Origin of the sequence: Paracoccus chinensis (assembly GCF_900102885.1) — a bacterium.
GTDB classification, from domain to species: Bacteria; Pseudomonadota; Alphaproteobacteria; order Rhodobacterales; family Rhodobacteraceae; genus Paracoccus; species Paracoccus chinensis.
This window is the reverse complement of record NZ_FNGE01000007.1, coordinates 162,202-185,054: the sequence shown is the minus strand read 5'-3', so window position 1 is coordinate 185,054 and position 22,853 is coordinate 162,202. Positions and strand designations below refer to the sequence as shown.

23 protein-coding genes and 2 tRNA genes are annotated in these 22,853 nt (G+C 69.8%); 23 read left to right on the top strand and 2 right to left on the bottom strand.

The window, feature by feature from the left end:
• Nucleotides 1–25 precede the first annotated feature (25 nt).
• The 3 genes from dut to BLQ03_RS09430 all read left to right on the top strand — a co-directional run bounded on the left by dut (nt 26) and on the right by BLQ03_RS09430 (nt 2,280).
• Complete coding sequence (gene dut / locus BLQ03_RS09440) at nt 26–496, top strand: dUTP diphosphatase (protein WP_175558823.1); 471 nt, start codon at nt 26–28, stop codon at nt 494–496.
• Between the two features lies 1 nt (nt 497).
• On the top strand, nt 498–1,649 hold the full coding sequence (locus BLQ03_RS09435; RefSeq protein ID WP_090755182.1) for a HesA/MoeB/ThiF family protein: 1,152 nt from the start codon (nt 498–500) through the stop codon (nt 1,647–1,649).
• Between the two features lie 193 nt (nt 1,650–1,842).
• The gene (locus BLQ03_RS09430; RefSeq protein WP_245688793.1) at nt 1,843–2,280 is read left to right on the top strand and encodes a hypothetical protein; all 438 of its coding nucleotides are present in this window, start codon (nt 1,843–1,845) and stop codon (nt 2,278–2,280) included.
• 77 nt (nt 2,281–2,357) lie between these two features.
• Here BLQ03_RS09430 and BLQ03_RS09425 read toward each other — a convergent pair whose 3' ends face one another.
• The gene (locus BLQ03_RS09425; RefSeq protein ID WP_245688791.1) at nt 2,358–3,038 is read right to left on the bottom strand and encodes an SH3 domain-containing protein; all 681 of its coding nucleotides are present in this window, start codon (nt 3,036–3,038) and stop codon (nt 2,358–2,360) included.
• A 129-nt stretch (nt 3,039–3,167) separates the two neighbouring features.
• Between BLQ03_RS09425 and BLQ03_RS09420 the strand changes: the two genes are divergently transcribed.
• The gene (locus BLQ03_RS09420; protein ID WP_090755180.1) at nt 3,168–4,169 is read left to right on the top strand and encodes a 2-hydroxyacid dehydrogenase; all 1,002 of its coding nucleotides are present in this window, start codon (nt 3,168–3,170) and stop codon (nt 4,167–4,169) included.
• A 92-nt stretch (nt 4,170–4,261) separates the two neighbouring features.
• Here the strand turns inward: BLQ03_RS09420 and BLQ03_RS09415 are convergent.
• A tRNA-Gly gene (locus BLQ03_RS09415) sits at nt 4,262–4,336 on the bottom strand.
• Nucleotides 4,337–4,565: 229 nt separating this feature from the next.
• On the opposite strand from BLQ03_RS09415, the gene infA reads away from it, so the two are divergent.
• From infA to BLQ03_RS09320, 19 genes are all read left to right on the top strand, one after another.
• The gene (gene infA, locus BLQ03_RS09410; protein WP_036636451.1) at nt 4,566–4,784 is read left to right on the top strand and encodes a translation initiation factor IF-1; all 219 of its coding nucleotides are present in this window, start codon (nt 4,566–4,568) and stop codon (nt 4,782–4,784) included.
• Between the two features lie 19 nt (nt 4,785–4,803).
• The gene (locus BLQ03_RS09405) at nt 4,804–5,373 is read left to right on the top strand and encodes a Maf family protein (RefSeq protein WP_175558822.1); all 570 of its coding nucleotides are present in this window, start codon (nt 4,804–4,806) and stop codon (nt 5,371–5,373) included.
• Nucleotides 5,374–5,377: 4 nt separating this feature from the next.
• Nucleotides 5,378–6,439: a ribonuclease E/G gene (locus BLQ03_RS09400; RefSeq protein WP_090755176.1), complete on the top strand. Its 1,062-nt coding sequence runs from the start codon at nt 5,378–5,380 to the stop codon at nt 6,437–6,439.
• Complete coding sequence (locus tag BLQ03_RS09395) at nt 6,436–6,594, top strand: DNA gyrase inhibitor YacG (protein ID WP_090755174.1); 159 nt, start codon at nt 6,436–6,438, stop codon at nt 6,592–6,594. The genes BLQ03_RS09400 and BLQ03_RS09395 overlap by 4 nt, the downstream gene beginning before the upstream one ends.
• A 68-nt stretch (nt 6,595–6,662) precedes the next feature.
• Nucleotides 6,663–6,738: transfer RNA gene (locus tag BLQ03_RS09390), tRNA-Phe, on the top strand.
• Nucleotides 6,739–7,377: 639 nt separating this feature from the next.
• A complete protein-coding gene (locus BLQ03_RS09385; RefSeq protein ID WP_090755172.1) occupies nt 7,378–9,348 on the top strand; it encodes a phage tail sheath family protein in 1,971 nt (656 codons plus the stop codon).
• Between the two features lie 10 nt (nt 9,349–9,358).
• Complete coding sequence (locus BLQ03_RS09380; RefSeq protein WP_090755170.1) at nt 9,359–9,886, top strand: phage tail protein; 528 nt, start codon at nt 9,359–9,361, stop codon at nt 9,884–9,886.
• Nucleotides 9,883–10,593 carry a hypothetical protein gene (locus tag BLQ03_RS09375; RefSeq protein ID WP_090755168.1) on the top strand — a complete coding sequence of 237 codons (711 nt, stop codon included), beginning with the start codon at nt 9,883–9,885 and terminating at the stop codon, nt 10,591–10,593. Before BLQ03_RS09380 ends, BLQ03_RS09375 begins: the two co-directional genes overlap by 4 nt.
• Nucleotides 10,594–11,275: 682 nt before the next feature.
• Entirely contained in the window at nt 11,276–12,601 is a 1,326-nt protein-coding gene (locus BLQ03_RS09370) for a Pvc16 family protein (RefSeq protein WP_090755166.1), read from the top strand.
• Complete coding sequence (locus BLQ03_RS09365; protein WP_090755164.1) at nt 12,598–14,463, top strand: ATP-binding protein; 1,866 nt, start codon at nt 12,598–12,600, stop codon at nt 14,461–14,463. Before BLQ03_RS09370 ends, BLQ03_RS09365 begins: the two co-directional genes overlap by 4 nt.
• On the top strand, nt 14,460–14,687 hold the full coding sequence (locus BLQ03_RS09360) for a hypothetical protein (RefSeq protein WP_090755162.1): 228 nt from the start codon (nt 14,460–14,462) through the stop codon (nt 14,685–14,687). The genes BLQ03_RS09365 and BLQ03_RS09360 overlap by 4 nt, the downstream gene beginning before the upstream one ends.
• Complete coding sequence (locus BLQ03_RS09355) at nt 14,684–17,035, top strand: eCIS core domain-containing protein (RefSeq protein ID WP_090755160.1); 2,352 nt, start codon at nt 14,684–14,686, stop codon at nt 17,033–17,035. The genes BLQ03_RS09360 and BLQ03_RS09355 overlap by 4 nt, the downstream gene beginning before the upstream one ends.
• Nucleotides 17,032–17,676 (top strand): hypothetical protein, encoded by a 645-nt coding sequence (locus BLQ03_RS09350; protein ID WP_090755158.1) that lies wholly within the window; start codon nt 17,032–17,034, stop codon nt 17,674–17,676. The genes BLQ03_RS09355 and BLQ03_RS09350 overlap by 4 nt, the downstream gene beginning before the upstream one ends.
• The gene (locus BLQ03_RS09345; RefSeq protein WP_217629693.1) at nt 17,673–18,032 is read left to right on the top strand and encodes a hypothetical protein; all 360 of its coding nucleotides are present in this window, start codon (nt 17,673–17,675) and stop codon (nt 18,030–18,032) included. Before BLQ03_RS09350 ends, BLQ03_RS09345 begins: the two co-directional genes overlap by 4 nt.
• 3 nt (nt 18,033–18,035) lie before the next feature.
• The gene (locus BLQ03_RS09340; RefSeq protein WP_217629692.1) at nt 18,036–19,163 is read left to right on the top strand and encodes a hypothetical protein; all 1,128 of its coding nucleotides are present in this window, start codon (nt 18,036–18,038) and stop codon (nt 19,161–19,163) included.
• Nucleotides 19,160–19,681 (top strand): phage baseplate assembly protein V, encoded by a 522-nt coding sequence (locus tag BLQ03_RS09335; RefSeq protein ID WP_090755156.1) that lies wholly within the window; start codon nt 19,160–19,162, stop codon nt 19,679–19,681. Before BLQ03_RS09340 ends, BLQ03_RS09335 begins: the two co-directional genes overlap by 4 nt.
• Nucleotides 19,678–20,004 (top strand): hypothetical protein, encoded by a 327-nt coding sequence (locus BLQ03_RS09330; protein WP_217629691.1) that lies wholly within the window; start codon nt 19,678–19,680, stop codon nt 20,002–20,004. Before BLQ03_RS09335 ends, BLQ03_RS09330 begins: the two co-directional genes overlap by 4 nt.
• A gap of 3 nt (nt 20,005–20,007) precedes the next feature.
• On the top strand, nt 20,008–20,370 hold the full coding sequence (locus BLQ03_RS09325; RefSeq protein ID WP_090755153.1) for a GPW/gp25 family protein: 363 nt from the start codon (nt 20,008–20,010) through the stop codon (nt 20,368–20,370).
• Nucleotides 20,367–22,850 carry a putative baseplate assembly protein gene (locus tag BLQ03_RS09320; RefSeq protein WP_090755150.1) on the top strand — a complete coding sequence of 828 codons (2,484 nt, stop codon included), beginning with the start codon at nt 20,367–20,369 and terminating at the stop codon, nt 22,848–22,850. Before BLQ03_RS09325 ends, BLQ03_RS09320 begins: the two co-directional genes overlap by 4 nt.
• Nucleotides 22,851–22,853 lie beyond the last annotated feature (3 nt).

The following is a 22,853-nucleotide window of genomic DNA, read 5'->3' as shown; positions in this document are numbered from 1 at the left end:
GGCTGACCCAAGCTCGAGTGTGCCGATGCAAGCCTGCCCGCCCGTGGAACTGAAGGTGCTGGACGCCCGCCTGCGCAACTGGGGCCTGCCCGACTGGCAGACGCCCATGGCGGCGGCGCTGGACCTGCGCGCCTGCCTCGACGCGCCCCTGGTGCTGCAACCCGGCGCCCCGGCCGAACTGGTGCGCTCGGGGATCGCGCTGCACATGGCCGACCTGCACCTTGCGGCGGTGATCCTGCCGCGGTCGGGGCTCGGGCACCGCAAGGGGCTGGTGATGGGCAATGCCGTAGGCCTCATCGACGCCGACTACACCGACGAGATCCTGATCAGCGCCTGGAACCGCAACCCGCCGGACAGCGCGCCCATCCTCATCCAGCCCGGAGAGCGGATCGCGCAGATGCTGTTCGTCCCCGTGGTCCGCCCGGCGCTGGTCGAGGTGGCCGAGTTCTCGCGCACAAGCGGGCGGATGGGCGGTTTCGGCTCGACGGGGGTCTGAGATGCTGTGGACGCTGCTGCTGGTCGTTGCGGGGATCGTCGTCGCCCGCCGCTTCGGGGCCGGGGTACTGGCTGCTATTTTGGCGGCGATCTGGCTGGCCGGAGTGGCGGGCCTGTGGCAGCGCCACCAGGGGGGGCAGGGGCTGATGCCCTCGGATCTGTGGGTCCCGGCCGTGGGCCTTGCGGCGCTGGGCGCGGGCTATGCCGCACTGATCGGACGTCTGCGGCGGCGCGCCCGCGAACAGCAGCCTGCGGGCGCGGGTCTGACCGTGGCTCGGCCCCGAGGCAGGGCCGAACCGCCTGCACCGCCCACGGTCAGCCCGGTTCAAGCAGCATCCGTCCGCGAGGCGATGCCCGCAGATCCGGCCCAGCCGCTCAGCGATGCCGAACTGGACCGCTATGCCCGCCACATCGTCCTGAGGGAACTGGGCGGGGCGGGGCAGCGGCGGCTGCGGGCCTCGCGCGTGCTGGTCGTGGGTGCGGGCGGCCTGGGCGCACCGGTGCTGATGTATCTGGCGGCGGCGGGCGTCGGGCGGATCACGGTGGCGGACGATGATACGGTCGGGCTGTCGAACCTGCAGCGGCAGGTAATCTTCTCCACCGCCGACATCGGCCGCCCCAAGGTCGAGGCCGCCGCCCAGGTGCTGAACCGGCTGAACCCCCATGTCGGCGTGACCGCGCTGGTCCGCCGCATCGGGGCAGGGGACGCCGAACTGGTCGCGGACCATGATCTCGTGATCGACGGGACCGACAGTTTCGCCTCGCGCCAGGCGGTCAACGCGGCCTGCGTCGCGGCGGGCGTGCCGCTGCTTGCGGGCTCGATCGCGCAATGGGAAGGGCAGGTCGCGCTTTACGATCCCGCGCGCGGCGCGCCCTGCCTTGCCTGCGTCTTCCCCGAGCCGCCCGCGCCAGGCCTTGCCTTGTCCTGCGCCGAGGCGGGCGTCGTCGGCGCCCTGCCGGGCGTCGTCGGCGGGCTGATGGCGCTTGAGGCGATCAAGGAACTGGCCCGCATTCCCGAAAGCGGCGCGGGCGCGGGACTGCGGGGGCGCATGCTGATCCTTGACGGGTTATGGGGCGACACGCGCAGTGTTCGCATCCCGCGCCGCGCCGACTGCCCGGTCTGCGGGGGCGAACATTCCATCAACGGCGCGTGAACGGATGTGAGCGGGTGCGCATTCAGCGCGGCAGGCAAGCCGCCGCCTATGTGTCGCCAAAGCCGCAATGCGCCGGCGACTCGCTGCTGCTGCAATTTCTCTTTGGAAAACAGGGAACGAAATCCCACGCTTGCGACGTTGAAGGGTGACGCGGCCCGGGGCCGATCGTTGTTCAAGTGGGAGTAACCGAAAAATGACCTATCTGAAGCCCGTTCTGGCCGTCGCCGCGGCCTTGTCGCTGTCGGCCTGCATGCCTGGCGCGACCGTCACCACCGTCAGCACCCCCGGCTCCGAGCCGGTCACGGTCGTGGACGGTCCCGAAATCGCCCCCGCCGCTCCGGAAGCGACCGCCGGCACCCCCGGCGCGGACACGCTGGACGGCACCTGGAACCTCGTCGCCTCGCAGTGCGGCGATCCCGCCAGCGAAGGCCGCCTGACCATCCAGGGCAACAAGTTCACCTTCCCGACCGCGGAATGCACCGTGGGCTCGTCCGAGGTGCAGACGAACTACACTTCGGTCTCGCTGGGCTGCTCGGGCGCGGCGAACCGCCAGCTGAACATCTCGATCCGCCCCGGCGTGATGCGGCTGACCGAAGGCGCGACCACGCTGACCTACTATCGCTGCATGTGACCGGGCCCGCCCGGCACGGCATCTGACCGGTCCGCGCCGGCACCCCGGGCATGGGTCCGGGGTGCGGGACGAAAGGGTTACTCTCGGGTTTCCTCGGGATCCACGCCCCACAGCGAGGTCTTGGGGACCCACCCCTTTTCGCCCCCGCCCGACACGCGGCACCAGTCGATGCTGCATTCGTGCAACCGGACGATCGCGCCCGCCTCGGCCCGCGCCAGCACCGAGCCGTTGGCGTCGGGACGGCTGCGCAGTTCGGCCATGTCGGTCGTGACGATGGCCGTCCGCACGCCGGACAGCAGCGAGTAATGCACCCAGCCGCCAGCGCCGTCCTGGTCCTCGACCCGGCGCCAGTGGCCGAATTCGGCCACGACCCGCAGGGGCATTCCCGGATGGCGGAAGACCCAGTCGATGCGGTGAGACAGCGACGGCCCGCGCCGGGCGTTCCCCTCGCCGCCCTTCAGGCTGACATAGCGGGGCAGGGGCAGGTTCGTGACGGGCCCGCGGTTCGGATCGCGCGGCTTGTCCTGGTGGCGGCTGATCAGGGAGTCTGCGGATACGTCGCCGGGGTTGATCTGGATCGCGGGCGCCTCGGCAGAGGCCGCCCCGTCGCCGCTCGACCGGGGGCTCTGCGCCTGGGCCGGCAGCGTCATCGCCAGCCCGGCGGCCAGCAGTCCCGTGCCCGCTGCGGCCATTGCGGGGCGGCGCAGCCGTGCCACGCACGCCTCCGCCACCGATCGGGTCACGGATCGCAATGTCATGTCGTCGTCCTTGCCTGCCGCGGCGCGCGGCGCCTGTCTGCCTGTCGGGCGCGTGGCCCCGGGGCCTTGTGCCTGCCCCGCCTGACGGTAAGTTTGCCAAACGCAACGTGGTATTGGAAGAGAGGTCACATGGCTGGCACCGCACCCACGCGTGATCGGCTGAAGGTCACCGTGACCCGCCGCCTGCCCCAAGCCGTCGAATCGCGCCTGGCCGAACTGTTCGACGTGTCGCTGCGCGAGGTCGATGTCCGCATGAGCCGCGACGAGCTGGTCCAGGCCCTGAAGGACAGCGACGTGCTGGTCCCCACCGTCACCGACCAGATCGACGCGCGGCTGCTGGGACAGGCGGGCGAGCGGCTGAAACTGATCGCCAACTATGGCGCCGGGGTCGATCACATCGACGTGGAAAGCGCCCGCCAGCGCGGCATCCAGGTCACGAACACCCCCGGAGTTGTGACCGAGGACACCGCCGACATGGCGATTGCGCTGATGCTGGCCGTCACCCGCCGCATCCCGGAAGGTCTGGCCGAGATGCAGACCGGCCGCTGGGAGGGCTGGGCTCCCACCGCGCATCTTGGCGGCCGGATCGGGGGCAAGCGGCTGGGCATTCTGGGCATGGGCCGGATCGGGCAGGCGGTCGCGCGACGGGCCAATGTCTTCGGGATGCAGGTCCATTACCACAACCGCCGCCGCCTTCGCCCCGAGGTCGAGGCCGAGCTGCGCGCGACCTACTGGGAAAGCCTCGACCAGATGCTGGCGCGCGTGGACATCCTGTCGATCAACGCGCCGCACACGCCGTCCACCTTCCACCTTCTGAACGCGCGGCGGCTGAAGCTGATGAAGCCTTCGGCGGTGATCGTGAACACCTCGCGCGGCGAGGTCATCGACGAGAACGCCCTGACCCGGATGCTGCGCGCCGGAGAGCTTGCGGGCGCGGGCCTTGATGTCTTCGAGCATGGGCACGACATCAACCCCCGCCTGCGCGAGGCCCCGAACGTGGTGATGCTGCCGCACATGGGCTCGGCCACCACCGAGGGCCGGATCGAGATGGGCGAGAAGGTCATCATCAACATCAAGACCTTTGCCGACGGCCACCGCCCGCCGGACCTGGTACTGCCCTCGATGCTGTAAGCCTTTGCCCCGCGCCGCCAGGTCGCGGGGCTTTTTCCTCGGGCCATGGCGGAAAAGCAAAAGGCCGGTCTTGCGACCGGCCTTTTTGATGTTGGAGCGGGCGATGAGATTCGAACTCACGACCCTAACCTTGGCAAGGTTATGCTCTACCCCTGAGCTACGCCCGCGCTCCGTCCCGGTTGCTTCCGCCGCCGGTGGAGGGGGATTTAGCCAAGGCGGCGGGGGGCTGCAAGAGGAAAAATTCACCGATCGGCAGATGATGCGCCGTTGCGGGTGGGGCGCGGCGCGCGGACGCAGGCAAGCTTGCGTCCTTGCAGGGCTTTCCTCTTGAAAAAGGCAAGGCTTGACGGCATATGGCCAAGGTCCGCGACTGGCGGGCTCCAGACAGGAGAGATCATGGCCAAGGAAGAGATGCTCGAATTCCCCGGCGTGGTGAAGGAACTCCTGCCCAACGCGACGTTCCGGGTCGAGCTCGAAAACGGCCATGAGATCATCGCGCATATGGCAGGCAAGATGCGCAAGAACCGCATCCGTGTTCTCGCCGGCGACAAGGTCCAGGTGGAAATGAACACCTACGACCTCAGCAAGGGGCGGATCAATTACCGCTTCAAGTAAGGCGGACCGGCAGCGATTCGTGCTGGCTTCGGCCAGTCCGCGCCGGATCGAGCTGCTGGCCCAGATCGGCATCACCCCTGATGCCGTTGTTCCCGCCGACATCGACGAATCCCCCCGCAGGGGCGAATCGCCCCGTGCCTATGTCGCGAGGATGGCCGCCGAGAAGGCCGCCGCCGTTGCCGCTGTCGAGCCCGGCGTGGTTCTGGGTGCCGACACCACCGTCGTCGCGGGCCGCCGCATTCTGGGCAAGCCTGTGGACGCGGCTGAAGCCACGGCGTTCCTGCGCCTGCTGTCGGGCCGTCGTCATCACGTCATGACCTCGATCACTGTCATGGCCGAAGGCCATGCCCGCCACAGGCTGGTCGACACCGTGGTGCGCCTGCGCCAGCTGTCGGATGCCGAGATCGCGGCTTATGTCGCGGGTGGCGACTGGCGCGGCAAGGCGGGCGGCTATGGCATCCAGGGACCCGCAGGCGCCTTCGTGGCCTGGATGCAGGGATCGTTCAGCGCCGTCGTGGGTTTGCCTCTGTCCGAAACATCCGTGCTGCTGTCGGCCTGCGGGATCACCCCGGCCACCGCGAAGGAGTAAGCACATGAAGGGTCGTCAGGTCGTCCTGGGCCATCAATGGGGCCGCGAGGCCGCTGCCCTGATGGTTGACGGGCGGGTCGAGGATCTGCTGCTGGATCTCAGCGCCCTGACCACGCTGCCGCCGGGCGCCATCTGCCGCGCTGTCGTGGACCGGCTGGTCAAGGGGCAGGGCGGTGTCTTCGTCCGCCTGCCGGACGGCGAGCGCGGCTTCCTGCGCGACGCCAAGGGCCTGTCCGAAGGGCAGAGCCTGATCGTGCAGGTCACGGGCGCACCCGACGACGGCAAGGCGATTCCTGTCAGCCAGCGCGTGCTGTTCCGCGGCCAGAACGCCATCGTCACGCCAGGCGCGCCCGGTGTGAACGTGTCTCGCCGCATCAGGGACGAGGAGCAGCGCGGGCGATTGTCCACCTTGGGAACGGCTGCTCTGGAGGGCGCGCCCGAAAGCTTCGGCCTTGTCATGCGCAGTGCGGCGGCCGGCGCCGACAACGAGACGATCGACGAGGAACTCGAAGGACTGGTGGCGCTTGCCATCGCCGTGATGTCGGACGCGCAGGGCCGTCCCGAGTTGCTGGTCGATGCCGAGCAGCCCTGGCGCGCCGCCTGGATCGACTGGGCCGACCCGCCCCCCGACGACGTGGACGACAGCGAGGGTGCCTTTGACGTCCATGGTGTCAGCGCCGCGATCGAGGCACTTCTGGACCCCGAACTCGACCTGCCCGGTGGTGGCTTTGCCGTGATCGAGTCTACCCGCGCGCTGGTCGCCGTGGACGTGAACACCGGCCGGGACACCTCGCCCGCAGCCGCGCTCAAGGCCAATATCGCGCTGGCCCGCGACCTGCCGCGGCAGCTGCGCCTGCGAGGCCTGGGCGGGCAGGTGGTGATCGACTTCGCGCCGATGCCCAAGCGCGACCGTGGCACGCTGGAGCAGGTACTGCGCGCCGCCTTCAAGGCGGACGGCACCGAAACCACGCTGGTCGGCTGGACCGCGATGGGGCTTTTCGAGTTGAACCGCAAGCGCGACCGCGTCCCCCTGGTCGCCGTTGCCCTTGCGGGAGAAGAGGAATGACCTGTCCCATCTGCGGCAAGCCCACGGTCCCGGCCTATCGCCCCTTCTGTTCCAAGCGCTGCGCGGACGTGGACCTCGCCCGCTGGCTGCGCGGCGATTATGCGATCCCGGGCGAGCCTGCAGGCGACACCCCGCCCCGCGACGACGAGACTTGATTTTCGCTCTGGACAGCCGCGCCCGGCTTGTCTAGGAACGCCCCACCCGAGGGCAGCCGCCCCCGAGTGCCCGGATAGCTCAGTTGGTAGAGCAGCGGATTGAAAATCCGCGTGTCGGCGGTTCAAATCCGTCTCCGGGCACCATTCTTCTCAAGGCAGTTCAAGAAGACAGGCGGCCGCAGGGCTGGCGCTTTCAAGGTGGTTTTACGCCTTCCAGACCTTGTTTGACAGGCTTTGCTGACCCTTCGATCTCGACATTCAATCGCTCGGCAGCGATCCGGTTGCGCTTCGAAAGCGCAGATCTTGGGGTCACCGAATGGCCCTGGTCTTCTCCTTTCTGCGCAGAGAGTATGCGACCTGACGCAGGTGGATTCTCATAGGATCGGCCTCCGCAGTGCTGCGGATGTGAATCACCTTACGGCTGCAGATTGGAAATCTACCGGCCGGGAGCGTAATTGATCTTCGAATTGGCGGATCATGCAGCGCAAATGTCCCGAAAATTTTCGCGGTTGCTGTCATGGGTTTTATACAACCAGCCAGACGACACGAGAAACCAATCCGAGGCCATCCTGAGCTGGCAGAAACGGGCCAAACATGGTTGCCCCGGCCGAAGGGACAACCTCTTGTTGCGCGAATCACGTCGCAGGAATAGCATAAACACCGGAACTGGAGCCCGCCGCCACTGTCCCTCGAGATGGCGCGACTGCACCATTCGTGCAGAGTTCATTTCTTTCGGCAGACCTACGGACCGGGAAATCGCAACTCTCCTGAGGCGAGGCCACCATGCCAGTCAATCCGACCTATCCCGGCGTCTATTTGCAGGAATTGCCCAGCGGCGCCCGCACGATTGCCGGCCTGCCGACCTCGGTTACCGCATTCGTGGGTCGCTTCGGCCGCGGGCCGCAGAACGTGCCGGTCCGCATCTTCAACCAGGGCGACTTCGAGCGCAGCTTCGGCGGCCTCGACCGCGACCGCGAGACCACTTATGCCGTCGCGCAATTCTTTCAGAACGGCGGCGGCGACGCCTTGATCGTGCGGGTCGCCCCGGGCGGCGGTGCTTCGGACGTGATCCTGCAGGACGACGCCAATGTGACCGCGCTGACCGCCACCGCCGGACAGCAGATCGGCGACGCTTCCGTCGAGAACCCCGGCCGATGGGGGGACAACCTTAGGATCGACGTCGATCATGCCGCGTCGGACCCGGTCACCGAGTTCAATCTTTCCGTCAGCGAGGTGCGGCGAGAGGCCGGCCGGTCTCTGGTGCTGCGGACGGAAACCTTCCGCAATCTCAGCATGACGACGACCGCTGCCAACTATGCGGTGCCGGTGGTCAATGACGGCTCGACCATGATCCAACTGACGCAGGGCGCCTCTGCGAACCGGCCGGTGCCCACCGGGACGCAGGGGTTCGGCGGGGCCGACCCCGGCGCCGCGGCGGCGGGGGACAGCGAGATCGAGATGACCGTGACCACGGGGACGGGCGGGGTCACCGAACCGCTTGCCATCCCGGCGGCGGACATGCCTGCGACGATGGGTCAGGCGCGGTCGCTGCTGGAAAGCCTGATCCGGGCAGCCCGGCCGACCGACATGATGTGGTCGCAGGCCTCGGTGCAACTGGCAGGCGGCGCCCTGCGGGTGCTTCTTGGGCGCACCGGCGCCGACTACGACCCCGAGGCTGTGGTCTCCTTTGCCGACACCACCGGCGATCTTGGCGCCAACATCGGCCTTGTCGGCGGCGGGGTGACCGAGAACGTGCAGCAGTATGTCGTGGGCAGCGGCAGCCCGGCCACCGCGTTCCGCGGCGCGGCCACCCCCGGGGTCGATGATACCGGCGCCACGGCGCTTGCGCTTGCCGGCAGCCGCGCGGCGCGCAGCGGCATCTTCGCGCTGGAAGCGGCGGACGTGTTCAACATCCTCTGCATTCCCGAGGCCTCGCGCCTGGACGGGCCGGGGGCGATCACCAACCTGACCCAGGTGATGGCCGCCGCCGAACCCTATTGCGAAGAGCGCTTCGCCTTCCTGCTGATCGACCCGCCGCCCGACGTCGACACCATCGACGACGCGCTGGGCTGGATCGGCGACCTGGCGGCGGCGGGGCTGAGGCACCGCAACGCCGCGGCCTACTTTCCGCGGCTGCGCATCGCCGATCCGCTGGACGGCAACCGGCTGCGCAGCGTCGGGCCCTCCGGCGCGGTAGCCGGCATCTATGCCCGCACCGACGGCGCTTTCGGCGTGTTCCGGGCGCCCGCCGGTATCGTCGCCAGCATCCGCGGGGTGGGCGACCTCGACTATCGGCTGACCGATCCCGAAAACGGGCTCATCAACCCCGAAGGGCTGAACGCGATCCGGGTCTTCGACAACATCGGAACGCTGGTCTGGGGCGCGCGCACGCTTGAAGGGTCGAACATCCTGTCGCCCGACTGGCGCTATATCCCCGTCCGCCGGACCGCGCTGAACATCGAGGCCTCGCTGCTGCGCGGCCTGCAGTTCGCGGTGTTCGAGCCGAATGACGAGCGGCTGTGGGCGCAGATCCGGCTGGCGGCGACATCCTTCATGTCGCGCCTGTTCCGGCAGGGCGCCTTTCAGGGCGCAAGCCCGCGCGATGCCTTCTTCGTCAAGTGCGACGCCGAGACAAACCCGCAAGCCGACATCGATCTGGGCATCGTCAACGTGCTGGTCGGCTTCGCCCCGCTGAAACCGGCGGAGTTCGTGATCCTGAGCCTGCAGCTGATGAACCTGCAGGCCGAGACCTGAGGAGAGGGCCATGCCCCGTTTCACCGTCAACGCGCAGAGGTTCGATCCCTACAAGGACTTCCGCTTTCAGGTCGTCATCGACGGCGAAACCGTCGCCGGCCTCAGCAAGGTCACGGCGCTGACCCGCACCACCTCGGTGATCGAGTTCCGCGAAGGTGGCGACCCCGCGACCCCGCGCAAGATGCCGGGGCAGACCACCTTCGCCCCGATCACGCTGGAACGCGGCGTGACCCATGACACGGCCTTCCTGCGCTGGGCCAACAAGGTCTGGAACTTCGGCGCCGGTCCGGGGGCGGAATCGTCGCTGGCCGATTTCCGCAAGGACATCATCCTGAACTTCTTCAACGAGGCCGGACAGCTGGCGCTGGCCTACAAGATCTATCGCGCCTGGGTCAGCGAGTTCCGGGCGCTGCCTGACCTGTCGGCGTCGTCCTCGGCAACCGCCATCCAGTCGATCAAGATCGAGAACGAGGGCTGGGAGGTGGACGAGGACGTGCCCGAGCCGCGCGAGCCTTCGTTCCAGGAGCCGGCGGCATGACCCCACTCGCCGAAAGCGCGCTGCTGGAGGTCTGGGACCGCGTCGGGACCGCGCCGCAGCCGCTGCGGCCGGCGGTGCTGCTTGACGCCCTGCGCGCGGGCATGGGCGAGGTGGGCGATCCTGCGGACAGCCTGCCGGTGGGCCGCCGCGACCGGGCCCTGATCGAGCTTCGGCAGCGGCTTTTCGGCAGCCGGATGCGCTGCGCCGCCAACTGCCCCCGATGCGCCGCGCGGGTCGAGCTGGATCTGGACCTGGACCGAATGCAGGCCGAGGCCCCGCCCGCCGAACTGGCCCTGGTCCGCATGAAAGGCGGCACGTTGCGGCTGCGGCCGCCGACCACCCGCGACATCGCGCGGGTGCTGGCCGGGCCTGCCTCGGGGCGCGTCGAGGCGCTGGTGCGCAGATGCGCGCTCGACCCCTTGCCCGATCCGCTGCCGCCCGCGCTGGTCGAGGCCGCGTCAGTGGCGCTGCACGAGGCCGATCCCGATGCGGAAATCGTCCTGACGCTGACCTGCCCGGACTGCGGAACGGCGTGGGACGCCCCTTTCGACATCGCCGCCTGCCTGTGGGGTGACATCCTCCTCGCGGCGCGGCGGCTGCTGCGCGAGGTGCACCATCTGGCAACCGCCTATGGCTGGAGCGAGGCCGAGATCCTTGCGGTACCGCCACGCCGTCGAAGGGAATACCTGCTGATCGGGGGGCTGTGATGTTTCTCGAACGCCTTCTGGACCGCGCCCTTGCCCCGCCCGCCATCGAGAACGCCCCATCAGCCGCCGCCGAACTGGACCATCCGCCATGGGGGCAGATGACGCCCGAACCCGTGAATGAGCCCGCGGAGGTCGAGGAGGAACTGGCCGAACCGTCCACGCCGCCTTCGCGGCCAACGGCCATCCGGCAAGCGCGTGCCACAACGCCGGTCCCGCCTCTCGGGCCGCCAGTGCCCGCGGATTCCCTCCCCCAGACCGCGGTGCCCCGGCCGCCACCTGCCGCTGCCCGGCACGAACCGCAACCTCCCGGTGCCGTCCCGACGGCGGCGCGGCCCGAACTTCCACGCGCCTCCCGCGCCGCGAACCCCCTCACTGCCGGATTCGGGCCATCCGCCCCGCCCTTGGCACAGCAGCGGACCGTGCCGGGGCCAACGCCATCCTTCATCTCTCCGCCTTTGGTCCATGCAGCGCCCGCTTCCCCCCGCGCGACGCCTGTCCCGGCGGCGCAGGTCCAGGAAGCCGAGACCGTCGAAATCCATCTCGAGATCGGCCGCATCGACCTGGTCGGCGCGCTGCCAGCGGGTCCGGCGCCGCGACCGGGGCCTTCATCCTCGCCTGCAGCCCGTCCCGGACCGCTGCTCTCCCTGGGCGACTATCTCGCCGCGCGGCGTGGAGAGCTCGGATGACCAGCGCGCTGGCCCTCGCCGGGGTCACCCGGGTGTTGCAGGACCTGCTGAACGAGGGCGTGGTCGATCATGACGTGGCGGCTGCCGTGGGCGCCGCCATCAACGTGCGCGCGCTGCCGCCGGACCGGCTGCAGACGGTGGTGACCGACGCCACCCCGACGCTGAACGTCTTTCTTTATAACGTCACGCCCAACACCGGCTGGCGCAATCACGAACTGCCGGTGCGCAACCCGCGCGGCGAGATGGTCCGGCCGCCGCTCTTGGCGCTGGACCTGCATTATCTGGTGACCGCCTTCGGCTATGACGACCTGCAGGCCGAGATCCTGCTGGGCTTCGCCATGCGCACCCTGCACGAGAACCCGATCCTGACCCGGGCCCAGATCACCCGCGCCCTCAGTCCGGCGCCGTCCGTTTCGGGCGGTCTGCCCCCGGCGCTCGAGGCGCTCGACGGATCGGGCCTTGCCGAGCAGATCGAGCAGGTGAAGATCATCGAGGATTACCTGACGACCGAGGAGGTGTCCCGGATCTGGACGGCGATGCAGACGCAATACCGCCCGACGACGGCCTATCTTGTCTCGGTGGTCCTGATCGAAAGCGAGCTGCCTGCCCGGATCACCCGCCCCGTCCTTCGGATCGGCCGGGACAACCGGGGCGCGTCGGTGTTTCCCGCCATGCTGCCGCCCCTGCCGGCGATCACCCGGCTGATCACGCCGGAACGGCAGCCGAGCGTGCGGCTGGGCGACAGCTTCGTGGTCGAGGGGCGCAACCTGATGGGAACGCTTGTCGAGGCGCGGATCGTCCATGCGCGCCTGGCCGAGCCGCTGACGCTTTCCCCCGACCCCGGCAACAGCGCGCGGCTGGCGAGCTTCACCATTCCCGACACACCCGCGAGCCGCGCGGCCTGGGCGGCAGGTCCGGCACTGCTGACCCTGCGCGTGCAGCGCCCGGGCGAGCCCGAGCGCGACAGCAACGCCTGGCCCCTGATGATCGCTCCCGCGCCCGATCTGGCCGGGGCGACGGTGACCCATGCCGCCGCCGCGGTCTCGGTGGACCTGACGGTCCGGCCAGAACTGCGCGAAGGGCAGGAGATCCTGCTGACCGTCGGCAGCCAGACCGCGACGGCGGACCCGCTGGGCGCAAGCCAGGCCGCAACCGCGCATTTCGATCTTGCCGACATGGCCGCGGGAAGCTACCTCGCCTGGCTGAGGGTGGACGGCGTGGACAGCTGGTTCACCCTGCGCGACCTGCCCCCTGTCGGGCCGGACTTCCTGCCGCGCCCACCGGAATTCGACCCGGCCGCAAGCGTCACGGTGCCGGCATGACCGAGCAATCCGTCATCCGCAGCGACCATGGCGCCCTGCTGCGGGCGATGTGCGCCGAGTTGCGCGCCCGGCTCGACGCGGCCGGTCCCCGGCCCGCCGTGCCGCAGACCGAGGCTCCGCCGGTCACGGGGACCACCGGGCTGCCGCCGCTGGTCACCGCGGTCGCGGAGGGCTTCGGGCTCAGCATCTTCGAGACCGAGTTGATGGCGCTGGCGCTTGCCGCCGAGATCGATCCCGGCGTCAGCGAGGCCCTGCGGGCCCGCCAGCCGGGCGGCGATCCGCGCCCCAGCTTCGGTCTGGGCTTTGCCGTCCTGACCGCCCCGCACTGGAGCGCCCTGTCCCCCGAGCGGCCGCTGCTGCGCTGGAGGCTCCTTCACGCCGACGCGGCGCCCCTGATCGCCGACGCGCCCCTGTCGCTGGACCCGCGGATGCTTCACGCGCTGATGGGCGCGGGCAGCGCCGACAGCGCGCTCGAGGCCTGGGGCGAGCGCGCGGGCGAGCCGGTGCCGCTTGCGCCCGCGCAGGAACTGGCCGCCGAGATGCTGGCCCAAGTCCTTGACGACGGTCCGGCACAGCTGGTCGGCGGCTGCGCCGAGGACCGCGACGCCGTCGCCCGCCGCGCGGCCGCGCGATCCGGCCGGTCGGTCTGGCGCTTCGGCCCGAACGTCCCCCAGGACCCGGCACCGCGGCTGAGGCTCGCGCGGCTGATCGAGCGCGAGACGGTGCTGACGGGAATGCTGCCGCTGCTCGATCACGCGTGCCCCGGGATCGGCCCGCTGGCTTTGGCACTCGAGTCGGCCTTCGTCCTGTCGGCGGACGAGCCGGACCACCGCCCCGGGCGGCCCGCAAGGGTGGTCGAATGCCCGGCGATGGACTTCGCCGGCCGCCGCGCCCTGTGGCGCGGGGCCGCGCCAGACATCGCAGAGGGCGAGATCGACCGGCTCGCGGCCGAGTTCCCGCTGGGGGCGCAGGCCCTGGCCCAAATCGGCGCCGGGGGCGGTGACGCCGCCGCCATCCGGCAGGCGGCGCGGCTGCGGACCCGCGCGGCCTGCGACGGCCTCGCCCGGCGGCGGAGCCCCGGGTTGTGCCGCGAGGACATTGCCCTGCGCCCGGCGCAGCGCGCCGCGCTGGACGACATCGCCGCCCGCGTCCGGCACCGGGCCCGTGTGCTCGAACACTGGGGCTTCGGCGCGTCGGGTCGGGGGACCGGGGTCACCGCGCTGTTCTCGGGGCCTTCGGGCACCGGCAAGACGCTTGCGGCCGAGGTGCTGGCAAGCGAGCTGGAACTGGACCTGCTGCATGTCGATCTCAGCCAGGTTCTCAGCAAATGGCTCGGCGAGACCGAGAAGAACCTCGACCGCATCTTCGCGCTGGCCGAGCGGGGCGGGGCGATGCTGCTGTTCGACGAGGCGGATGCGCTTTTCGCCAAGCGGGTGGACGTCAAGGACGGGCGCGATCGCTATGCCAACATGGAAGTCAGCTACCTTCTGCAGCGGATGGAAGCCTTCCCGGGGCTGGCGGTGATGACGACCAACCTGTCCGGCGCCATCGACGACGCCTTTCTGCGGCGGATCTCGGTGGTCGTGCATTTCCCCTTCCCAGATGCCGCCGCACGTCGCGAGATCTGGAAGCGGGTCATGCCGCCGACGGCCCCGGTGGGCGCGATCGACCATGCCCGGCTGGCGCAACTGGCCGCGACCGGGGGCGACATCCGCAACATCGCGCTGGGGGCGGGCTATCGCGCCGCGGCCCGCGGGGCCGCCGAGATCGGCATGGCCGACATCATCGCCACGGCCGAGGGTGAACTCGCGAAGCTCAACCGCGCGCCCGGCACCCTGCGCCGGCGGGAGGACGAGACATGAGACGCCGGGTCCTTCACGTCCGCCTCGACGCGCTTCGCCTGCCCGCAGGGGCTGCGGCACCCGCCGAGACAAAGGCGAAGCTGACCGCCGCGCTTGCGGCGGCGCTGGCGGCGAAGGCGCGAGGGTCTGCGGCCGAGGGACCGGCCTCGACCGGGCCCGAACTGCGCCGCGCCGCCGAAATCATCGCTGCCCGGATCGGGTTGGTTCACGGGAGGCCGCGATGACCGGCGCCGCCACCCCCGCACTGAAGCCCGCCCAGACAGATGTCCGCATCGGCGGCATCGCCGACCGCGCCGAGACCGAAGCCGACCGCGAGGCGGAAGCCGCGACCGACCGGCTGGGCCTTGGATATCTGCGGGCAGATGGCGCTGGTGACACCGCCGGAGGCCGCCCCGCGCCGCCCGCCGCCCTGGCCGCCGCCGAGGGCGAGGGCGAACGCCTGCCGCCCGCCGCGCGCAGCCGGATGGAGGCGGGTTTCGGCCGCGATTTCTCGCATGTGCGCATCCATGACGGCCCCGAAGCGGCGGCCGGTGCCCGGTCCGTCGGCGCTGACGCCTTTGCGCTGGGCCAAGACATCGTCTTCGCCGATGGCGCCTGGCGGCCCGAGACCGCCCCGGGCCTCGCGCTGCTGTCTCACGAACTGGCGCACACGCTTTCACCCGAGCCCGAGCCGGTGATCCGCCGCGACGTGGGCTTCCTTGAGGCGGTGGCGCGGTTCTTCGGTGGCGGAAGCTTCTCGGAAGGCGAACTGCTGGAATATCTCGACCGCCTGCGCGGCAAGAACCCGACCGGGCAGCCCGGCAAGGACAGCGGCACGATCGAGGGCAACAACGACAGCGACAACAAGGCCCGCGCCGTGGTCGAGAAGGGCCTCTACAAGGCCGAGCCGGTGCGCGTGCGCGCGCTGCTGATCCAGGAGATGCTCGACGGCTGGGTCAGCGACGACGACCAGGAAATGTCGATCCGCATCCTCGAAGAGGCCAGCACCGGAGATGCGTTGGAGATCATGGAGGACGTGGGCCGCGACCGGCTGAGGAAGGAGATGGAGGGCGGCCGCTTCAAGCGGCTGATGGACATCTTCGCCAAGGTCTACAAGACCGACCCGCCGCCGCCGGTGGAACTGGACTGGGAGGTCAACCTCATCTTCCACGGTGCCCCGCACCAGACGAAAGGCCCGCAGGGCCTGCTGATCCGCGACCTCGGGTTCAAGCCGACCGGAGGGGCGATGACCAATCTTGCGACGAACACCAGCATCGTCAGGGACGGCACCACCGTCGCTTCGGATGTGCCCCATCCCCGTGACAGGGGCGGCGAGGTCGCGATCGACGGCGCACCGGGCATCATCGAGGGCGACACCGTCACGCCGGAGTCGGAGGGGCCGCAGCAGGCCAAGACCAGCTATCCGGCGATCAGCCACGAGTTCGACACCGTCCAGGTGATGGTGGACCTGCACTACGTCTCGATCGAGACCGGGACCGATCGCAAGGAACACACGACCACAACGGGCACCGAGACCGGCACCGACAGGTCCAGCACAACCGGCAGTTCCACCCTGGACCGCACCGGCACGAATACCACGACCGGCAAGGACAAGTCCGTCTCGGTCACCAAGGGCACATCCGAGGGGGTCGAGGCCGGACGGTCGGTCGAGGTCCAGAAGGGCGGCGCGGTGCGGACCGGCAAGGACCGGACGGAGGTGGACCTCAAGCACAAGGGCTCATCGAAAAGCGACGTCGATCTGAAGGAGAAGGTCGACCAGACTTCGAAGACGACCGGCACCAACACCACCACCGGCAACATCACCATCGACCTCGACAACGTGGACTTCGAAGCGGACGTGAAATCCGGCATCAAGGGAAAGGCCGACCTGTCCAAGGGCGAGCCGTCGATCGCGCGGCGGCTGTTCGACCTGGCCGAGCCGGTCCGCAAGAAGATCATCGAGAAGGTGGTCCGACGCTATCTCGGCCCCGCCGCGGGCCCGGCCAGCGAGGGCATCGACTGGATCCTCGACAAGCTGATCGCGCAGCCGCCCGACTGGACCGTGACGATCGACGCCACCGGCAAGGGGCGCGTCACGGGCTCGCTGTCGGGCGAGGTCACCGGCAAGTGGCGCGAGGTGCAGGAGATCAACCAGAAGACCCGGACAACCGGCACCAACACGACCAAGGGCACCGTCAAGACCGAGGGCTCGGGCACCACGAAGGGGACCGGGACCACCGAGCGGACCGAGGTCGAACGCAGCGGCAGCGTGACCCAGGGCGCGTCCGAAAAGGCGACCGCCGGACGCAAGACCGATGTCACCGCGGGCGAAACCGACGTCAGCCGCACGGAGCAGATCAACGAGCACGAGGTCGGCTCGTCAAAGTCCAACACCACCACCAACATCGACCGCAGGAACCGTTCGGAGTCGGACATGGAGGGCACGGACAACATCAATCGGACGGCGGCCTTCGACCGGCTGGACCTGCGCGTGGAGCTGACCGGCGAGAAGGGCCGCTATCACGTCATGTCCGAGGCCGGGCAGCGCGGCGGCGGCGGGCCGGTCAACCAGCAGAAAGGCACCCAGCCATGACGCTGTCCAGCGCACCGCGACTGGCCAAGGCGGCGCTTGCCTCGGTCGATCCCGACTCGGGCAGGGTGACGCGGGTGATCCCGTTCCAGTTCAACCCCGAACGCCTTTTGCGCCGGCTGGTCGCGCGCGACATCGACCCCGAGGGCGATCCCGCGCAACTGGTGCGCCTGTCCGGCCCCGCGCGCGAGACGATCAGCTTCGAGGCGATCATGGACGCCACCGACGCGCTGGACGCGAATGCGGGGGCCGAGCTGGAAACCGGGCTTTCGACCCGGCTGGCGGCGCTGGAGCTTCTGATCTCGCCCTCGCGCCAGGCCGTGCTGGAGGCCGATGCGCTGGCGGACCGCGGCGCGCTGGAACTGCTGCCCGCGCCCCCCGCGCTGACGCTGCTGATCTGGAACGCTTCGCGCGTGCAGGTCGTGCGGCTGAAGGATCTGGCGATCGAGGAGGACCTGTTCGACCAGAACCTCAACCCGATCCGGGCCCGGCTGACCGTCAGCGTCGAGGTGATGACCAGCGACGACCTCGGCGTTGGCACCAAGGGCGGCGGCGTCTTTCTTGCCTCGCTGGCCGGGCAGGAGCGTCTGCGCGAGGGCTTCAGGGCCGACCTCGGCCACACCACCCGGATCGGAGCGATATGATGGCCAGCCGCCAGGACGCCCTTGCCGCCCTTGTCGCCGCGCCGCCGCAGGAACAGACGCGCTATCCGGCGAACTCGCGCTATTTCGGCCTGCCCGCGCGGGTGCGGCGGCTGCCTGACGGGCGCGAGGCGACCTGGCTGGTGCCGCGGGTGCTGCCCGACCCGGCGCGAATGACCGACATTGCCGTCCACACCGTGGCGCCGCTGGACCGCACCGACCTGCTGGCCGCGCGCTATTTCGGCGATCCGCTCGTCTCGTGGCGCATCGCCGACGCGAACGGCCGCGGCCTGCCCGAGGAACTGACGCGGATTCCCGGCACGCGACTGCGCATCGCCGTCCCGGACGGGATGGGGTAGGCCATGCTGAACGCGGTCACCCTCGAGCTGTGGATCGGGCCGGGGATACCGCTGCAGGCCTCGCGCGAGGTCATCGAGGCCGTGCAGCAGGTAACGGTCATCAACTCGGCCGAGGGGCCGGACGCGTTCAACATCACCTTCGAGTTGTCGAACCAGTCGCCGCTGAACGCGATCTTCCTGATCTCGGGCGGCGCCGCGCTGCCGCTGGTGCGCACCGTGATCGCGGTGCGGGTCAACGGGACGCGCGACGTGCTGATCGACGGCGTGGTGACGCACCAGCAGGTCCGCCCCTCGAAGACGCCGGGCAAGTCGCTTCTGACCATCACCGGCGAGGACCTGACCCGGGTGATGGACTACATCGACTTCTCGTTCATTCCCTATCCGGCGATGCCGGACTTCGCGCGCGTCGCGCTGATCCTGGCCAAATACGCGATCCTCGGCATCCTTCCGGACGTCGTGCCCAGCCCGCTGATCGACGTGCCGATCCCGACCAGCCGGATCCCGGTGCATCAGGGCAAGGATCTGGGATACATCCGCAAGCTGGCCGACAAGGTAGGCTATGTCTTCTACCTGGACACAACGCCCGAGGTCGGGGTGACCCGAGCCTATTGGGGTCCGAAGATCCGGGTGGGGGCCGACCAGCCGGCGCTGTCACTGGATTTCCGCGGCCGGCGCAACGTCAAGGATCTGAACTTCGAATACAATGCCGAAAAGGCGACGCTGCCGATCGTGCTGATCCACAATCAGGAAACAAAGGTCACCATCCCGATCCCGGTCCCGGACCTGACGTCGCTTCTGCAGCCGCTGGCGCTGATCCCGGCGCTTCCGAAGAACATCGAGCCCTTGCCCGAAACCGCGAAATACAACCCCGTCCAGGCGGCGCTGATCGGTCTGGCCGTCGCCGCCCGGAAGGCCGAGGCGGCCAGGGCGCGCGGTTCGCTTGACGTGCGCACCTATGGCCGGCTGCTGAAGGCCCGCCGCCCGGTGGGCGTGCGCGGCGCGGGCACGGCGTTCAACGGGCGCTGGTACGTCGAACAGGTCACCTCGGTGATGCAGCGGGGCGGCTTCACCCAAGATTTCGTCCTCAGCCGGGACGGAGTGGTTTCAGCGGTCGAGAGGGTGGTGGCATGAGCAGCGACAGGCCATTTCTGGGCAAGTTCCGGGGCACCGTGATCAACAACATCGATCCGATGCTGATCGGCCGCCTGCTGGTGCAGGTTCCCGACGTGCACGGGCCGGGCATCTCGTCCTGGGCGATGCCCTGCGTGCCGGTGGCGGGGATCAACAACGGCTTCATGGCGGTCCCGATCCCCGGCTCCGGGGTCTGGGTCGAATTCGAGCAGGGCAACCCGGATTATCCGATCTGGGTCGGCTGCTTCTGGGGCTCGGCCGCCGAAACGCCGGTCCTGGCCAAGACCGCCCCGGCGCCGACCCCGGCGATCACGATGCAGACGCCGCTGAAGAACGGGCTGGTGATCTCGGACGGGCTGGGGCCGCTGGGCGTGGGCGGGATCGTGATCCAGAGCGCGACGGGCGCGACGCTGGCCGTCAACGACGCCGGCATCTTCATCAACAACGGAAAGGGCGCGCAGATCTCGATGGTGGGGCCCACCGTCGACATCAACCTCGGCGCGCTGACGGTGACATGATGCCGGGGCCGGTCCTTCATCTGGGCGCGACGGTGATGTGCGCCCATGCCGGGCAGGCGACGGCCACGGTCACCAGCCCCCGGGTCCTGGTCTCGGGCCAGCCGGTCGCCGTCGTGACCGGGCCGTGGATGGTGGCGGGCTGCGCCCTGCCGCCGCCGCCCGCCGCGAACGGTCCCTGCGTCACCGCCCAGTTCGTCACCTCGGCGCTGCGCGTCCTTTCGCTGGGGCAGCCGGTCCTTCTGATGGACAGCCAGGCGATCTGCGCCCCCACCGGGACACCGCTGATCCCTGCGGTCGTCCAGCCCCGCGTGATCGGAACCTGAGCCATGGCCGAGATCGCCTTCCCCTACCGGATCGACGCCCGCGGACGGACAGCCGAAACCTCGCGGACGGGGCACATCCGCGACCTGATCGAGATCCTGCTGTTCACCACGCCGGGCGAGCGGGTGATGCGGCCCACATTCGGCGCCAACCTGCTGGCCAGCGTCTTCGCCCCGACGGGGGCCGAGGAGGCCGCGGCAACCCTTGCGCTGATCCAGTCGGCCCTGCAGGAACACCTGCGCGACCTCATCGAGGTGCAGGAGGTCACCGTCCGCGCCGAGGAATCGACGCTGGAAGCCACGGTTGTCTACGCGATCCTCGAAACCGGCGAGACCCGCGCCGACAGCTTCAGGCGGGCGCTGCCATGATCTATTTCTGCTGCGACCAGTTCCGCCGCGCCGCCATCCGGGGAACCGCCCTGAACGGGATCGACTTCGTCGAGGTCGTCGACCGTGACGCGCCGTCCGAGGACATGCGCCAGCGCATCCTGCATGTCCATCTGGTGAACGACGCGGGCGCGCTGGTTCTGACCCGCGACAACATCCGCTGCGAGGGCGGCGAGCGCATCCGCGGCATCCGCGTCGATGCGGTGACGATGGGCCTCGGCCCGCAGACCAACGTGGTGGTGGTCGAGGTCGACCGCTATGGCGACGCTTCGCCCTATGCCCTGCGGCTGGTCCGCTCACCCACCGATGATCGGCCGCCGGCGGACTTCGACCCGATGCTGTCCCGGGCCACCTTCTCGTTCAAGGCCGAGTGCCCGTCGCCCTTCGACTGCAAGCCCGTCTGCGGCTGCAGCGACGCGCGCGAACCGCTGCCCCAGATCGACTACCTCGCCAAGGATTACGAAAGCCTGCTGTCGGTCATGCGGGACCGGATGGCGCTTCTGGCGCCGGACTGGACCGAACGCAACGCCGCCGACGGGATGGTCGCGGTGCTGGAGCTGCTGGCCTGGATCGGCGACCAGATCTCATGGGCGCAGGACGCCGCCCACAACGAGGCGTTCCTGGACCGCTGCCGGTCGCGCATCTCGCTGCGGCGGCTGGCCCGGCTGGTCGATTACTTCATCGGCGAGGGCTGCAACGCGCGGGTGCATGTCCATCTTGCCGTCTCGGCCGACGTCGTGCCGCTGCTGCCGGGCGACCCGCCGGTCGTGCCGCGCCGCACACCGGTCGCCACCTTCCTTCCCGATGCCGGATTCACCGTGCCCAACGTTTTCGAGGAGCTCGCCCAAGCGGATGCGGTCTACGAGACGATGGAGAACGTTCCCGCGCTTTTCGCCCGTCACAACGAGATGCCGTTCTACAGCTGGAGCGATCGCCGCTGCTGCCTGCCCAGGGGCGCGACGCGGGCGCCTCTGGGCGGGCATTTCCCCGATCTGCGTGTCGGCGAGACGCTGATCTTCGAAGAAATCGTCGGGCCGCGCACCGGCCGGCGGGCCGATGCCGATCCCGCCCACCGGCAGGCGGTGCGGCTCACGGCGGTCGAGGCGTTCGACGCGGGCGCACCGCTGACCGACCCCGTGACCGACGCGCAGGTGACCTGGATCGAATGGGCCCCCGAGGATGCCTTGGGCTTCCCCCTTTGCCTCTCGGCCGAGACGGACCCCGAGTTCGGCGCGGCATTCATCCCCGTCGTCTCGGTCGCGCACGGAAACATCGTGCTTGCGGACCACGGTCACACGGTCGTGGGCGAACCGCTGGGCGTGGTGCCCGAACCCGCATATCGCCTTGCCCCACCCGCCGCCTGCGACCCCTGTCTCCGCGAAGCGCCGCGCTTCGCTCCGCCGCGTTTCGAGCCCCGGCTGAGCCTGCGCCCGGTCACGCAGGCCGAGCCCCTTGATCCCACCCTGCCAGCGGGCCTGTCGCTGCGGCAGGAACCGGCGCGGGCGCTGCCGCAGGTCGCCCTGACCAGCAGCCCCGGGGGCGACCCTTGGGCGGCGCGGCGCGACCTGCTCGCCTCGGGCCCCTTCGCCGACGAGTTCGTTGCCGAGATCGAAGCCGACGGCACCGCGCAGATCCGCTTCGGCGACGACATCAACGGCCATCGCCCCGAGCCGGGAACCGCCTTCGCCGCAACCTATCGCGTCGGTTCGGGGCCCGGCGGGGCGATCGGCGCCGATACCCTGCGCCACATCGCGCTGGCGCTGCCCCAGATCGTCCGGGTGCGCAACCCGCTGCCATCGACCGGCGGCGTCGATCCCGAAACCGCCGCCTCGGTCCGCGCCCGCGCGCCCCATGCCTTCCGCACCCAGGAACGCGCCGTCACCCGCGAGGACTATGCCGAGGTCAGCCGGCGGCTGGCGGAGGTCCAGCGCGCCGCCGCCACCTGGATCCATACGGGAAGCTGGCTGACCGTGTTCGTCTCGGCCGACCGCTTCGGCGGCGGGCCGGTGGATGACGCCTTCGCCGGGCGGCTGGCCGGGTTCCTGGAACGCTTCCGTCTGGCCGGCTATGACCTGAACGTCGATCCCCCGATCTTCGTGCCGCTGGAGGTCGAGCTTGGCGTCTGCCTGCTGCCGGGCTTCTTCCGCAGCGACGTGCAGCGCCGGATCCTTGCCGTCCTCGGGGCCCGTGCCGCGCCTGACGGGACGCCCGGCCTCTTCGATCCCGACCGGCAGAGCTTCGGCCAGACAGTCTGGCTGTCGCCCATTCTGGCCGCGGTCCAGTCCGTGCCGGGCGTCCGAAGCGTCCGCGCCAAGGTCTTCCGGCGGCTGGGCGACACCTCCTCCGGCGGGCTGGAGGACGAGTTCCTGACCTTCGAGCGGCTGGAGATCGCCCAACTGGACAACGACCCGAACTTCCCCGAGCGCGGCCAGCTTCGGCTGGAGATCTCGGGGGGATTGTGAGGC